At 62.3% G+C, this 14,784-nt stretch carries 8 protein-coding genes; 5 read left to right on the top strand and 3 right to left on the bottom strand.

Annotated elements, in window-relative coordinates; genetic code table 11:
- The first annotated feature begins 2 nt into the window (after window positions 1-2).
- Window positions 3-1,478, top strand: coding sequence for an efflux transporter outer membrane subunit (locus M3I56_RS26715; RefSeq protein ID WP_254356496.1), 1,476 nt, complete (start codon window positions 3-5; stop codon window positions 1,476-1,478).
- Here the strand turns inward: M3I56_RS26715 and M3I56_RS26720 are convergent.
- Window positions 1,453-2,868 (bottom strand): heavy metal sensor histidine kinase, encoded by a 1,416-nt coding sequence (locus M3I56_RS26720; RefSeq protein WP_254356516.1) that lies wholly within the window; start codon window positions 2,866-2,868, stop codon window positions 1,453-1,455. The two genes, M3I56_RS26715 and M3I56_RS26720, sit on opposite strands and share 26 nt — an antisense overlap.
- Window positions 2,869-2,876: 8 nt before the next feature.
- Entirely contained in the window at window positions 2,877-3,554 is a 678-nt protein-coding gene (locus M3I56_RS26725) for a heavy metal response regulator transcription factor (RefSeq protein ID WP_254340765.1), read from the bottom strand.
- A 597-nt stretch (window positions 3,555-4,151) separates the two neighbouring features.
- Here M3I56_RS26725 and M3I56_RS26730 point away from each other — a divergent pair.
- The 3 genes from M3I56_RS26730 (at window position 4,152) to M3I56_RS26740 (ending at window position 14,111) form a co-directional block, all read left to right on the top strand.
- Window positions 4,152-4,319: a hypothetical protein gene (locus M3I56_RS26730; protein WP_254356497.1), complete on the top strand. Its 168-nt coding sequence runs from the start codon at window positions 4,152-4,154 to the stop codon at window positions 4,317-4,319.
- Between the two features lie 307 nt (window positions 4,320-4,626).
- Complete coding sequence (locus tag M3I56_RS26735; protein ID WP_375541794.1) at window positions 4,627-13,851, top strand: hemagglutinin repeat-containing protein; 9,225 nt, start codon at window positions 4,627-4,629, stop codon at window positions 13,849-13,851.
- Window positions 13,848-14,111 carry a hypothetical protein gene (locus M3I56_RS26740; RefSeq protein ID WP_254356499.1) on the top strand — a complete coding sequence of 88 codons (264 nt, stop codon included), beginning with the start codon at window positions 13,848-13,850 and terminating at the stop codon, window positions 14,109-14,111. Before M3I56_RS26735 ends, M3I56_RS26740 begins: the two co-directional genes overlap by 4 nt.
- Before the next feature lie 23 nt (window positions 14,112-14,134).
- Here the strand turns inward: M3I56_RS26740 and M3I56_RS26745 are convergent, their stop codons facing one another.
- The gene (locus M3I56_RS26745) at window positions 14,135-14,317 is read right to left on the bottom strand and encodes a hypothetical protein (protein WP_254356500.1); all 183 of its coding nucleotides are present in this window, start codon (window positions 14,315-14,317) and stop codon (window positions 14,135-14,137) included.
- Here M3I56_RS26745 and bamE point away from each other — a divergent pair.
- Window positions 14,310-14,780: an outer membrane protein assembly factor BamE gene (bamE, locus tag M3I56_RS26750; RefSeq protein ID WP_254356501.1), complete on the top strand. Its 471-nt coding sequence runs from the start codon at window positions 14,310-14,312 to the stop codon at window positions 14,778-14,780. The two genes, M3I56_RS26745 and bamE, sit on opposite strands and share 8 nt — an antisense overlap.
- The last annotated feature ends 4 nt before the right edge of the window (window positions 14,781-14,784 follow it).

Consider the following 14,784-nt stretch of genomic DNA (forward strand, 5'->3'; position numbering starts at 1 on the left):
CCATGTTCGAACACCCTCTTCCTGCGCTGCGCCGGATCGTCGTCGCCTGCACGGCAGCCTCGCTCGCGGCGTGCACCACGTTGCCGCAGTACAGCGCGCCCCCGCTAGACGTGCCCGCGCACTACGCCACACAACTCGCGGCGGCGCCCGGCTGGACGGTCGCCACGCCCGCCGACGTCAAACCACGCGGCCCGTGGTGGACCCTCTTCGGCGACAACGACCTCGACCAGCTCGAGGCGCGCGTGGACGTGTCGAATCAGAGCGTGCGCCAGGCCGTCGCCAATCTCGAAGCCGCGCGCGCGATGATCGATTATCAACGCGCGGGCTATGCGCCTACCGTCACGGCGGGCGTGGCGGCGCAGCGTTACCGGACCTCGCAGAATCTCGTGGACCATTCGCTTGCGGGCAAGACGATTCCCGATTATTCGACGGGCCTCACGGCGAGCTGGGAACCCGACTTGTTTGGGCGCGTAAAGGACGCAACCACGGAGGCGCATGCCAACGCGCAGGCTGCGGAAGCCGACCTCGAATCGGTACGCCTTTCGATTACGAGCCAGCTTGCTACGGACTACTTCGATTTGCGTTCGCTCGATCGCCAGAAGAAGCTACTCGACGACACCGTGACCGCCTACACGGCCGCGCTGCGCATCGTGCAGCAGCAACTTGCCGATGGCGCGATCGACGCCTCCGCCATCGCCCAGGCGCAAACGCAGCTCGAAAGCGCGCGCACGGCAGATAGCGACATCGACGTGCAGCGCGCCCAACGCCAGCACGCCATCGCCACGCTGATCGGTGTGCCCGCTTCGACGTTCAGTCTGCCGCCGCGTGTCGATCCCGCCGTCGTGCCGTCGATTCCCGCGGGCGTGCCCTCCGCGCTGCTCGAACGGCGTCCCGACATCGCCTCGGCCGAGCGGCGCGTGGCGGCGGCCAATGCAGGAATCGGCGCAGCGCACGCAGCCTTTTATCCCGACCTCACGCTCTCCGCGACGGCGGGTCTCGAAAGCACCTTCTTCGCGCCGTGGCTCAGCGCGCCGAGCCTCTTCTGGTCGCTCGGCTCGCAACTGGCGGGCACGCTCTTCGACGGCGGCCGGCGCGACGCCACGCTAAAAGGCGCGAACGCGCAATACGACGCGGCCGTGGCCGGCTATCGGCAAACCGTGCTGACGGCGTTCCAGCAAGTCGAAGACAACCTGAGCGCGCTCGATACGCTGGCGAGCGAAGCCCAAAGCCAGCAACGCGCCACGGCCGCCGCGCAACTCTCGCTCAAGCTCACCACCAACCGCTACCAGGCGGGCGCGGTGAACTATCTCGATGTCGTGACGGCGCAGACCATCGCGCTCTCGAACGAACGCAACGATGAGCAGATCGCGGCAAGAAGGCTCGATGCGAGCGTGCATCTGCTAGAGGCGCTCGGCGGCGGTTGGGACCGCGCGGCGCTGGGCAACTTGAGCGCTAAGGGCGGGCGAACGTCAGGATGAAACGCGTGAGCACCGCGTCGCTTTCGGCGCGTGCCGAGCCGCCGTGCAGCGTCATGATCGTGCGCACGATCGCGAGCCCCAGACCCGTCGAAGCGCCCGCGCGCGGCTCGCGGTGGCGCGACGCATCCGCGCGATAGAAGCGGTCGAAAATGCGCTCCAGCAGCGCGGCTTCGATGGGCGTGCCCGGATTCGCCACCGTGACCTCGACGGCCGTTGGCGTCTGTTCGACGCTCATGGTAATCTCTGCGCCGCGCGGCGTGTAGCGCAGCGCATTGGCGAGCAGGTTGCCCACGGCGCGCCGGAACAGCTCCTTGTCCGCACGCAGGCGGCCCTTTCCTTGCACGCGGATTTGCACGCCCGCCTCGTCGGCGAGACCTTCGAAGTAGTCGGCAATCTGCGTGAGCGCATCGTGCACGTCGAACTCCGCGAGCGTCGTCATGAACTGCGGGTGCTCCGCGCGCGCGAGAAAGATCACGCTTTCGATCATGCGCGAAAGTCGCTCGCATTCCTCCAGATTCGATTCGAGCAGGGCTTCGTATTCGGCGGTACTGCGCTCCCGCGCGAGCGCCACTTCGTTCGCGCCGCGCAGGTTGCCGAGCGGCGTGCGCATGTCATGCGCGAGGTCCGCCGTGTATTGCGACATCCGCTCGAAGCCGCCGTGCAAACGGTCGAGCATGGCGTTGAGCGACTTCGTGAGCGTGTCAAGCTCGCTCGGCGCGCGTTCGACTTCGATGGGCGTATTGAGCCGGTCCACCGTGACCGTAGCAGCACGCGCCGCCATCTCGCGCAGCGGCCGCAGCGACTCGCGCACGAGCAGCCAGCTCATGAGGAACGCGAGCAGCATGCCCGCCAGGCCGAAGCCGTAGAGCCGCTCGCGATAGTGGTCGAGCAGCCGCCAGCGGTCGGTCATGTCGCGCGCGATGACAATGGTGACGGGCGTGCCGTCCGCCAGCGCGGCGTCCGTGGCAAGTCCGCGCACGGGTACACCGCGCGCGTTGCGCCACTCCACGACGTCGCCTTCGGTAATGCGTTGCGCCGGAGGGAGGCGCCGTGCGAGCGCCGCTTCTGGAAACGCCGCGTCCGCAATGGCCGCCGTGTTGTGCTCGACCAGTTGCGCGCCGCCGGTGCCGAGTATTTCCATGGAAAGCGCGGGATTGCCGAGCACCTGGCTCGTGAGCCGCTCCGCATGTTCACGCACGTCGTGCTCGTTGTGCAGCTCCTGGGCGAGGCGGCGCGTATGCCGCGAGATCAGCACGATATCGAGATCGTCCTGCTGCTTCACTTCGCGGTCCAGCGTGAAATAGAGCGTGCTGCCCACGAGCGCGAATACCGCGAGCGTAGTGCCCGCGAAACTCAGCGCGAGGCCTGTGGCGAGCGAGCGCACAGCCATGCGCGGCATCAGGCGTTCCCTTTGATTTCAGCGACATAGCCCACGCCGCGCACCGTGTGGATCAGCTTGACGTCGAACGCGTCGTCCACCTTCGCGCGCAGGCGGCGGATGGCGACTTCCACGACGTTGGTGTCGCTGTCGAAGTTCATGTCCCACACGTATGAGGCGATTTGCGTGCGCGTGAGCACTTCGCCCTGGCGGCGCACGAGCAGTTGCAGGAGCGAGAACTCCTTTGGCGTGAGGTCGATGCGCGTGGCCCCGCGTTTCACGCGCCGGCGCGTGACGTCCACTTCGAGGTCGCCCAGCGTGAGCACGTCGCTCTCGCGCGGGGGGCCGCGGCGGGCCAGCGTGCGCACGCGCGCGAGCAGCTCGACGAACGCGAACGGCTTGACGAGGTAGTCGTCCGCGCCCAGCTCCAGGCCCTTCACGCGGTCGCTGATATCGTCGCGCGCGGTGAGGAAGAGCACCGGCGTGGTGTGCGTGGCGCGCAGTGTCTTGAGCACCGTCCAGCCGTCCATTTCGGGCAGCATGACGTCCAGCACGATCACGTCGTACGCGGCCTCTTTCGCGAGAATGAGGCCTTCCGCGCCGTCACCGGCAACGTCCACGGCATAGCCGGATTCCTCGAAGCCCTTCTTCAGATACGCGCCGGTCTTCGGCTCGTCTTCGATCACAAGAATGCGCATCGCCGTTTTACTCTGAGTGTGTCCGGCTCAATTGTATGCGCTGTGCCGCTTGCTGCGCGTCCGGGCGGCGCGCCTGGCATGGCCGCCCAGCCCCTGCGGGATGCATTTCGAACGGTCGTATCGAATCTGCTTTGAGCGACTTGCGAAGAAGTTATCGGGTGTTGTGCATGCAAACACCCGCTCAAACGCCTCGATGCCCTTGCGTTCCTGGCTGCAAGCCTTATGCGGTGCGGGTTTCAGCCGTGGTGCCCCGGCCCACGCCCCGGCGCTCCGCTCCATTTATCGCTCTCCTTCGCCGCGGCGATGAGTTTTGGCCTCGAACGGCCCCATTCATGATCGAAAACACCGGCCGATAAGCAGCGGTCAGCGGGACAACCCAATCGAAAAACGACGGAGATCACGCATACCGAATCATCGACCCGACCGAACCATCAGGGAGAAGCCGCTCTCCGGCCCGGCAAACAGTTCGTTTCCCGACCGACACACGCGGCGTGACACCCACTGCAACGACGCGTTCATCGAAGCCAGCGGCCTTTCCCGCGAAGCCCTGATCGGGCAGCCTCATAACGTCGTGCGCGTGCGCCGGCCGGGGAGCGTATGCAGTTTGCGCAGGCCATGCGGCCGTCACTTGACCACCTCATTGCGAATCTGGGTGAAGAAATCGCCCAGGCGCACCTTTCCGGTGTCCGGCTGCCACCAGTGGCCGGCGAACTCAGCGCCGTAATGGACACCTACCGCGCGTCGATGTCCAGCCGTTTGCACTGAAGCCGTTACCCGCATCTTGAGCCGCAGTCCGAAAAGTCTGCTCAGCACAACTGACAGAACGTGGCATTCACATCGCCAGCGAAGCGTAAGTAATGCTAATCAGGTATCTCAAAATTTGATTTACCTCAATTGTTGTCGACCGTCATTTCGCTTAACGATTCTTGACGGATTTTTTCTGCCGCCCAAGCGATGATTTAGCCTTCCGCGCGCGCCTTAATTTGTAGCGATGCCGGACCGGTATCGCGTGAAACTGCCGGATCTCGCTCCTGCAATGCCTGGCATCATCTGGCCTCAAGGGTTAATAAAAATGAATGACCGTTGTTATCGGCTTGTCTTCAGCAAGGTGCGGGGCATGCTGGTCGCAGTTTCAGAAACAGCGACGGGAAACAGCAGCACCTGTCATGGAGAAACCGGCCCGACGTGCGCGCTTCAGTCCTTTACGCTCTTTTCAATGCGTCATGCAGCGTTTGCTGCGCTCGTTCTCTTTGGTCTCGCGCCAGAGCTCTCGGAAGCGCAGATTGTGCCGTCCGGCGCGCGCGCGCCAGATGTAATCACTACGGCAAACGGGCTCCCGCAAGTGAACGTTACCAAGCCCTCCGCGGCTGGTGTGTCACTTAACACATATTCCCAATTCGACGTCCAGAAAAACGGAACAATTCTCAATAATTCGCGTGTTATTACAGGAACGCAACTCGCCGGGCAAATATCGGGGAATCCGAATTTTCGCCCGAATGACGCAGCGAAGATTATCGTCAACCAGGTTAACAGCAATAATCCATCCCAGTTGAGAGGTTACGTCGAGGTCGCCGGGAGAAAAGCCGATGTCGTGATTTCGAACGGTTCCGGGATCGTGGTCGATGGCGGCGGCTTTATCAATAGCGCACGTGGAATTTTAACGACTGGTAATCCGCTTATCGATGGCAGCGGAAATCTGACGTGCTTCAGTGTAACGGGCGGCCTGATTACTGTCCAGGGCGCGGGCCTGAACGCCTCGAATATCGATGAGGTCGATTTGTTGTCCCGAGCCCTCGAAGTGAATGCGGCCATATACGGCGGCAATACACTTCATGTCGTGACGGGCGCCAACAACATCGATTACACGAGCCTCGTTCCCACGCCTGTCGCGGGTAGCGGACCCGCACCCGGCGTCGCCATCGACGTATCGCAACTGGGTGGTATGTACAGTGGCCGCATCATTCTGGTTGGCACGGAGAACGGTGTGGGTGTCGCGAATGCGGGCACCATCGCGGCGCAGGCGGGCGACCTCATCCTCACGAGCGCGGGTCAGCTTGTGCAGTCCGGCAAGGTCAATGCGAGCGGCAATGTCGGAATCAGTGCGACGGGCGTCGCGAATACGGGCACCATCTACGCGCAGGGCGATACCGCCATTAGCACGGCGGGAACCGTTTCGAACAGCGGGACCCTTGCTGCACAACAAAGCACGTCGATTACCGCTGGCAATATCGCATCGACTGGCACACTCGGTGCGGGTGTGAATGGCGACGGCGCGGTGGGCAACAGCGGTGACCTGCTGCTTTCCGCGTCGGGACAGCTTGACGCCACCGGGCTGAACCTGGCGGGCGGCAATGCGACGCTTACGGGCGGCGGCGTGAATCTCGCGGGCAGCGAGACAGCAGCGAACGGCTACCTGTCGCTGGCGGCCTATGCCGGTGACGTGAACCTTGCTGGCGCGACCACGAGCGCTGGCGGCGCCGTGAACGCACAGGCGAGCGGCGCACTGGTCAACGACTCGGGCTCCCTGAGTGCTGGCAACGGCGTCACGCTTGATTCTGGCAGCCTCTCGAACCAGCAGGGCGAGATGACTTCGCAGGGTGCGTTCGTCGCGCAGACCTCGGGACAGATTGCGAACCAGGGCGGCCAGTTTGTCTCTCAGGGCGCAATGCAGGTTAGCAGCGGCGGTGCCATTGCGAATAACGCGGGGGTCATGCAGGGTGCTGCGGGCGTATCGGTCGCAGGCGCGTCACTGGATAATTCGGCGGGGCGCATCACCTCCCTCTCCGGCGATGGCCTTTCGGTCACCACGACCGGGCAACTTCTGAACGCAGCGGGGACCACGGCAGGCGGCGCGCAGGGTGGCGTAATCGGCGGCAACGGTGCCGTGACGTTGCAGGGCGGGAGCATTGTCAACCACGGCGCGGTCAGCGCACAAACAAACCTCCAGGTTGATGCGCAGTCCCTGAATAACGATGCGGGCACGCTTCAGGCGCAGAATAATGCAACGATCAACGCCGGAGCGCAGCTCACCGACAACGGCGGTGCCATTGTTGCGGGCCGGACCGCGCGCCTGAGCGCGAGGACGCTGGATAACAGTGGGGGCGTCACCCAGGCCGCGCAACTCTCCCTCAACGCAACGAACCTTGTCAATCACGCAGGCACGATCACGCAGAGCGGTTCCGGGCCGATGAGCGTGAATGTCAGTAATACGCTCGACAATTCGGCAGGCGGCACGTTTCAGACCAACAGTACCGACCTCACGCTCGCCTCTGCTGCAATCGATAACGATGGCGGCACAATCACGCACGCAGGGACCGGCACGCTGACGATTGACGCCGGTAACGGCACGGGCACGCTGTCAAACGTCAATGGCAAGATTCAGAGCAACGGCGAAGTGGTTGCCCGGGACGGTGCATTCAACAACACCCAGGGCCAGGTTGTCGGCCAGAACGGCCTCACCGCCACGGTGGGCGGCGCGCTCAACAACACAAACGGAAGACTGCTGTCGAATGCAGACCTGAGCCTCGCGAGCGGCACGCTGGCCAATGATGGCGGCCAGGCTGGCGCGGGTGCGAACGAAACGATCCATGCTGGCTCAGTCACAAACAGCGGCGGCGTTTTTGTGGCACCGAACCTGTCGATCACGACCGGTGGCACGTTCGATAACAGTGGCGGCGAAACGCAGGCCAATCAGCTTGCGTTGTCAGCGACGGATCTGCTTAACCACGGCGGAACGATTACGCAGTTTGGCGCATCACCGATGGCACTCGATGTCAGCGATACGCTGGACAATTCCGCGAATGGTGTCATCCAGACCAACAGTACGGACCTCACACTCGCCCCTGCCAGTCTCATCAACGACAATGGCGGTACGATCACGCATGCGGGTACTGGCACGCTCACGATTGATCCGGGCAATGGTTCGGGCTCCTTCTCGAATGCGGGCGGCCAGGTCCTCACGGCGGGGCAGCTTCAGGTCAAGGCTGGCAGCGTCAACAATCAGGCGGGAGCACTCGCGGCACAGGGGGCTATCTCGGCAACCGTTGCGGGGGACGTGAACAACAACCAGGGCGTTGTGCGATCGCTGTCCTCGATTGACCTCGCGAGCGGCGGTGCGCTGACGAACGTGAACGGGAAAATCCAGTCCGGCACGGGTTCGCCCGGTGACACCAGCACACTCGGTGTTCAGGCCGCGTCGATTGATTCCACACATGGCCTCATCGGCAACCTCGGCACGGGCGATACCACCGTGCAGGGCGGCAGCCAGATCGTCAACAGTAACGGGCTCATTGCGGGTAACGGGGCCGTGAAGCTCAACGCGTCGTCCATCTCGAACACGCAGAACGGCCAGGTGGCCGGCGCGGCCGTCTCGATCCAGACGGGCACGCTCGATGACACTGCGGGCAAGATTGGCACCTTTACCGGTTCGGGCGGTGACGTCGATATTACGGCCACGGGGGCTGTGTCGAATACCTACGGCCAGATCGGCGCCGATCATGACCTGCTGATCAGTGCCGCAACGCTCACGGGGGGAGGCGCATACAGCGCAGCCAATGACGTGACGGCAAACCTGCAGGGTGACTTCGCGCCGACGTCGGCCATGCAGTTCACGGCCGGTCACGACCTCACCTTCACCCTGCCTGGCACGTTCACCAATTCCGCCACCCTCCAGGCGGTCGATAACCTGAATGTCAACGCGAACGACATCAACAACAGCGGCGCCATGATGGCGGGCGGTACCCTTTCAACGCAATCGAACACGCTCGAAAACTCGGGCGCGATTGTGGGCAGCAGCGTATCGCTGAACGCGACCAGCCGTATGTCGAACGTGGGTCCGACCGCGCTCATTGGCGCCACCGACAGTAACGGCCTGCTTGAGCTGCTCGCGCCCGACATCGAGAACCGCGACGACACCACGGCCACCGACACGCAGGCGACCACCGCGATTTTCGGTCTTGGCCGGGTCGTGCTCGCGGGCGGCAAGGACGCAAACGGCAATTACACCAACGCGAACCTGATCGACAACGTATCGGCGCTCATCCAGTCCTCGGCTGACATGGCGATGTACTCGAATCAGGTCACGAACACGCGCCGCGTGATGACGACCGACGGGGCCTACATCGAAGCAGTCGATCCGTCGATCATCGAGAAGCTTGGTATCAGCCTGTCGGGGTGTACGGCAGCGTACATGGCCGCATGCGGTCCTGGCAATCCGCAGGTCATGGGCATCCAGTTCGATCCGAATGCTTCCAACTACGATCCCGCCGTCATCGCTGCATTGCAGGCCGGGCCAGGCGGCATGCCGATCGATCCGCCGCACGGCGGCCAGTGGAACAGTACGTACCAGTACACGACCTATACGGGCGTGGCGCTCGGTAACCTGATTACCGCCATCAGCCCGAAGGCGCAGATCATGTCGGGTGGCAACCTGGACCTGTCGAATGTGGGCCTGTTCCAGACCTACTGGAGCGCGGTGGTTGCCGTGGGCAACATTGCGATGCCGGCCTCCCTCGACGCGAATAGCTGGGCCGGACAGCTTGCACCGGGCGTGCAGGTGACCTACTCAGGCCAGTACCACTACGACAACTACGACAACTCGGAACATAACTGGCAGTTGCCGTTCGGCAATGCGACATTCGTCACCTCCAATCCGGGCGGCTACCAGGTGGCCCCGGCGGATGTCAAGCTCTACGGTCTGCCCGACTACGAATCCACCTGGGGTGCGGGCGGCACGATTTCCGGTAACGGCGTAAGCATCAACAATACCGCCGGTAACGCTGGAATTCCGTCGCTCGGCCTGGTCAACGGTCAGTCGATCTCGGGCGTCAATGTCGGTTCGGTGAGCGGCAGTGCGAACGGCACAAAGAGCGGCGCGGCATCTGTCCAGGGCAACGCGACCCAGGTCGATCCGGTCATCGCACACGCGACGGCGGTGAGCGTCCTGAGCAACCTGTCGGTTCCCCAGGGCGGCCTGTTCAGTCGCGATACGGCACCGAACGCGCCGTATCTGATCGAGTCGAGCCCTGCCTTTACGAGCGCGAAATCATTCATTTCAAGCGACTACTATCTCCAGCAGCTTGGCCTGAATCCGCAGATGGTGGAGAAGCGCCTGGGCGATGGTCTCTACGAGCAGCAGCTCGTGCAGAACCAGATCACGTCGCTGACCGGCAAGGCCGTGCTTGGCCCCTACACCGATACGCAGTCGATGTATGAGTCGCTGATGGCAGCGGGCGCATCGCTTTCCGAATCCCTGAACCTTCCGCTGGGCATGGCACTGTCTCCCGCGCAAGTTGCGGCCCTGACGACCAACGTCGTCATCATGCAGACCGAGATGGTTGACGGACAATCGGTGCTCGTGCCGGTCGTCTATCTCGCGCAGGCCAGCCAGCAGAACATGAACGGGCCGCTCATCACAGCGACCGACATCGACCTCCAGAACGCGCAGACCTTCACGAATAGTGGCACGATGCAGGCCAGCAATACGTTGACGATCAAAGGTAAGTCGATCGACAACGCGTTCGGCACGCTGCAAAGCGGTGGCCTCATGTCGCTGACGACAACGGGCGACGTGAATTTCACCTCCGCGACGGTGAACGCCGGAAGCCTGGCGCTGAGCGCAGGCGGCAATCTGCTGCTGAACACGGCAACGAACACGGTGAAACAGGTCAGCGCAACGGGTGCCACGCGAACCACGACCACGCTCGGCCCCATCGCGAATCTGAACGTCAAGGGCGATGCTGCGATTGTGACGGGCGGCGACCTCGAGCAGAACGGGGCCAACCTCAATGTCGGCGGCAACCTCGGCATGGCCGTTGGCGGCAACTACGACATCGGCACGGTGCAGACCGGCGAGCAGAAGGTGGTTCATGGCGCGAACGGCGTGTCGGATACGAACATCAATAGCGCGACTGGAAGCTCGGTGAAAGTGGGCGGGGCCTCGCTGATTGGCGTGGGTGGCGACCTGACCGTAACCGGCGCGAACATCAACCTGGCCGGTGGCGGCACCATCGCAGCGAACGGCAATGTGACGTTGCAGGCGGCGACGACCACATCGACCATCGACGGTAGCCATGCAACCAGCGATCACAATGGCAACTACTCCGATGCGGAGCATCTGTCCAGCCAGGCCCTGACCAGCACGACCCTCACGAGTGGCAACACGCTGAACGTGGTGTCGGGCAACAACATCAACGTGAACGGCAGTTCGATTGTGCTGACCCAGGGCAATGCGAACCTTCAGGCGGCCAATGACGTGAATATCGGCGGGACCACTGCGACCCAGGTTTCGGATACGCAGCAGACATCGAGCACCAGTCACATTGTGAGCAGCAAGCAGGTCGCAAGCGCGCGGGACACGACCACCACGCAGACGCTTGGCAGCACGATTTCGGCGGACGGCGTGTCCATCAGTAGCGGACACGACATCAACGTCGCGGGTAGCACGATTGTCGGCACGAACGACGTGGCGTTGAGTGCCGCGCATGACCTGACCGTTACCACGACGCAGGACACCATGCAGTCCTCCGGCACGTATCAGGAGCAGCATTCTGGCCTGGGCACAAGCGGTCTGACGGTCACGGCTGGCACCAGCAAGCTTACGCAGACCGACCAGGAGTCGAGCGTCACGAATAACGGAAGTCTGATCGGCAGCCTTGACGGCAGCGTATCGATGACCGCCGGCAACAACCTGCACATCACCGGCAGCGATGTCATCGCTGCGCAAAACGTGACAGGCAAGGCTGCGAATGTCACCATCGACTCCGCAACCAACACCTCGAACTACAGCGAGACCACGCAGACCAAAAAGAGCGGTTTCACACTCGGTCTTTCGGGCAGCGTGGGCGACGCCATCAACGGGGCGTACCAGCAGGGGCAAGCAGTCGCAAGCGGCAACAGCGACAGCCGCGCGACGGCCCTGCACGCCATCGCGGCGGCAGGCGATGCAGCGATTGCCGTGGCCGGTGCGACAGGTGGCGCGCTGGCGGGCCAGAGTCCGAGCATTGGTGTGCAACTCAGTTTTGGGTCCAGCCAGAGCAGCAGTACGTTCAGCGAGAGCCAGGTCACGCAACAGGGCTCGACCGTCCAGGCAGGCGGCACCGCGAGCTTTACGGCAACGGGCAATGGCACGCCCGGCTCGGGCAATGTCACGATTGCCGGTTCGAACGTGAGCGCGAACGATGTCGCCCTCACTGCGAAGAACGAGGTGAATATCGTCAACACCACGAATGCGGACCAGACGGCCAGCACGAACAAATCGAGCAGCGCAAGTGTTGGCGTTTCGTATGGCACGCAGGGCTTCGGCGTATCAGCGTCAATGTCAAACGCGCACGGCGACGCGAACAGCGACGCGGCGGTCCAGAACAACTCGCATGTCACGGGCGCTAACAGCGTGAGGATCACGAGTGGCGGCGATACGAATATCGTTGGCTCGGATGTCGCGGGCGGCACGGTGACCGCGAATGTCGGCGGCAACTTCAACATCCAGAGTGTGCAGGACACGACCGTGAGCACCGCGCACCAGAGCAGCGCGGGCGGTGGCTTCAGCATCAGCCAGGGCGGCGGCAGCGCGAGCTTCAGCGCCCAGAACGGTCACGCCGATTCGAACTATGCGCAGGTCACCGAGCAGGCGGGCATCGAGGCCGGTAGCGGTGGTTTTAACGTCAATGTCAACGGTAATACGAACCTGACGGGCGCGGTGATTTCGAGCACCGCTGACCCGTCGAAGAACAGTTTGACGACCGGTACCCTCACGTTCAGCGATATCCAGAACCAGTCGCATTATGACGCGACGAGCAACGGCATCAGTGCGGGCGTAGGCGTTGGCAGTACAGGCAAAGCAATCGGGCCGGGCTCGGTCGGCGGGACGGGTGGCGTATCACCGATGATGTCGCAGAACGAAAGCGGTGATTCGAGCGCGACCACGCGCAGCGCGATCAGCGCGGGTTCGATCAACATCACGAACCAGGCAGCGCAGACGCAGGATGTATCGACCCTGAGCCGCGATACGACCAACACCAACGGCACGGTAGCCGGCACGCCGGACGTGAACGCGATCCTGAACCAGCAGGCCGACACAATGCAGGCGGCGCAGGCGGCAGGCCAGGTAGTAGCGCAGGGCATTGGCGCGTATGCTGATTCACAACGGCAGGCGGCGGTAGACCAAGCGAAGATAGATGCCGCGAACGGCGATACGGCAGCCTTTGCCGCAGACGCGGCTACTGCCAAGCAGTGGGATGAAGGTGGAGAGAGCCGCGCGATATTGCAGGCGGCAGGCGGTGCGCTTATTGGCGGTCTTGGCGGCGGGAGCGTCTTTACGGCGGTCGGGGGCGCGGCTGGCGCGGGCATTGCCTCGACGATGGCGAACCAACTGGATAGCCTTTCGAAGGGCGTGGCGTCGGAGACGGGTTCCAGCCTCCTGGGCAACCTTGCAGCGAACGTGGCAGCGGGCGTGGGCGGCGCACTGGTCGGCGGAGGTACAGCAGGCGCAGCAACTGCAACGAACGTGGACCTCTACAATCGTCAACTCGATCCCAAGGAGAAGTCCCTCGCGCAGCAACTCGCCGATGCGAGCGGCGGGAGATATACCGTAGCGCAGATCGAGGACCAGATGCGCCAGATGGAAATGAGCGTCAACGGCACAACGACATCGGGCGCGCCCGCCACCCTCGTGGGTCGGACGCCAACAGATTCTGGAGCAAAATGGATGTCTGCCGGGACAACTGCAAACGGGCAGCCGGTGTTGACGCAAATACTTGCGCCGTCCGATCCCGCATTGCAGAGCTACATTCTGGCGAACTACAACAGCGTTTCGCCGGGGCAGGTGCCTAGCCAATTCACATATCCGTCGAGCGGCGGTGGCGGCTCGATCAAAGTGACAGGACCGTTCACAAATTTCGATCAATCAGACCTCAACTACGTGCGCAGCACAACCTCAAACGCGAGTTCGATGGTTTCTAATACTGCGGGCTGGATCGGTTCCTCTGCTGCCATGGGCGCTGCAACTCCATCTCCTCTCACACCCGTTCTGGGCGAAATTGCCTTTGGAGCGACGGTTGTCGGCACTGCCGCTGATGCATTATCACAATTGGCGCAACCTAATGTCGGCCAATATACATACCAAGGCGTAGTCTCGCTGGCCGGGCAGATTGCTGGAGACTACAATCCAGCGGGATCATTGGCTGTGAATGGAGCTGCCGCGGTTATCAACAATGTCCCGCTGGCGACGACAATCCAAGATTGGCTAACTCAAAAATCGAATTCGATTTTTAACTCAAATTCGAATGGGGCGAAAAAGTGAAATTGATTGACGATGGGAACTTTCCCCGTTGGCTTCGCGTAGCGTTGTTCGTGGTGGGGCTGGCGATCTTTGGTGGTAGCTTGGCGCTTGAGTGGTTGCCGCGATGGGCCAGGTTGGGTGGTTTCTTGTTGGGATTCGGAATGATGGTTTTGGGTGGTTTTACTAGCCGTGCACATATGCTGCATATCAAGCCATTCGATAACAGCTACAAGAAGGCCCGCAAGAGCTACGAAAATGACGATGACGAAAGCAACAAGTGAAAATTAAAAAGAGGAATTTTTCGTCAGTACCGCTTGCTGTTCTCGTTCCTCTCGCGGCCCACGCGCAGACTCCGCCCGATGCGGCGGTCCGCACGACCGCCGAACAGTAGCGACAGGTCCAGCAGCAGCGGGATGCGTGTCCGTAGCGCGAGGGGTGCGCTCTGTTGAACCGCCAGAGTTTGGGCTTTTCCATCACGTTTGATCATTCACTTCTTCGTCGTGGGGTCGGCAGCGGCGAAGATAGATAGGGCCGACATTATTAAAGGGAACAAGGCAGTGTTCTACAAAAATATCGCTACTGGGTTGATCGTTGCTGTTGTACTGGGAGGCTGCGCCAGTGCGGGCGTCCAGCAACTCAAGGATGAGAGCGCCACAACGGTAGGCGAGAAAATTACCAAGGGCAAGAGCACGAAGGATGACGTGCGCGCTACATTCGGGGATCCAACCGAAACATCGTTTACCGACAGCGGCAATGAAATCTGGCGTTACCGCTATTCGCACTCCACGGCCAAAGGAATCAATTTTGTGCCTCTCGCCAACATATTCATGTCTGGCCAGGACGTGGACAAAAAGGAACTTGTGGTGTTTTTTGACGACAAGGGTGTCGTGAAAAATTTCGCCATGCAGTCGAGCAAGGAAGAAGTAAAGGGCGGCATCCTTCCGCAATAACCGG

Source organism: Paraburkholderia sp. CNPSo 3281 (assembly GCF_024206515.1).
GTDB lineage: Bacteria > Pseudomonadota > Gammaproteobacteria > Burkholderiales > Burkholderiaceae > Paraburkholderia > Paraburkholderia nodosa.

Excerpts from the sequence above, each read along its gene's own strand:
- M3I56_RS26715 (WP_254356496.1), top strand. The coding sequence starts at position 3 with ATGTTCGAACACCCTCTTCCTGCGCTGCGCCGGATCGTCGTCGCCTGC.
- M3I56_RS26720 (WP_254356516.1), bottom strand. The coding sequence starts at position 2,868 with ATGGCTGTGCGCTCGCTCGCCACAGGCCTCGCGCTGAGTTTCGCGGGC.
- M3I56_RS26725 (WP_254340765.1), bottom strand. The coding sequence starts at position 3,554 with ATGCGCATTCTTGTGATCGAAGACGAGCCGAAGACCGGCGCGTATCTG.
- M3I56_RS26730 (WP_254356497.1), top strand. The coding sequence starts at position 4,152 with ATGCAGTTTGCGCAGGCCATGCGGCCGTCACTTGACCACCTCATTGCG.
- M3I56_RS26735 (WP_375541794.1), top strand. The coding sequence starts at position 4,627 with ATGAATGACCGTTGTTATCGGCTTGTCTTCAGCAAGGTGCGGGGCATG.
- M3I56_RS26745 (WP_254356500.1), bottom strand. The coding sequence starts at position 14,317 with ATGATCAAACGTGATGGAAAAGCCCAAACTCTGGCGGTTCAACAGAGC.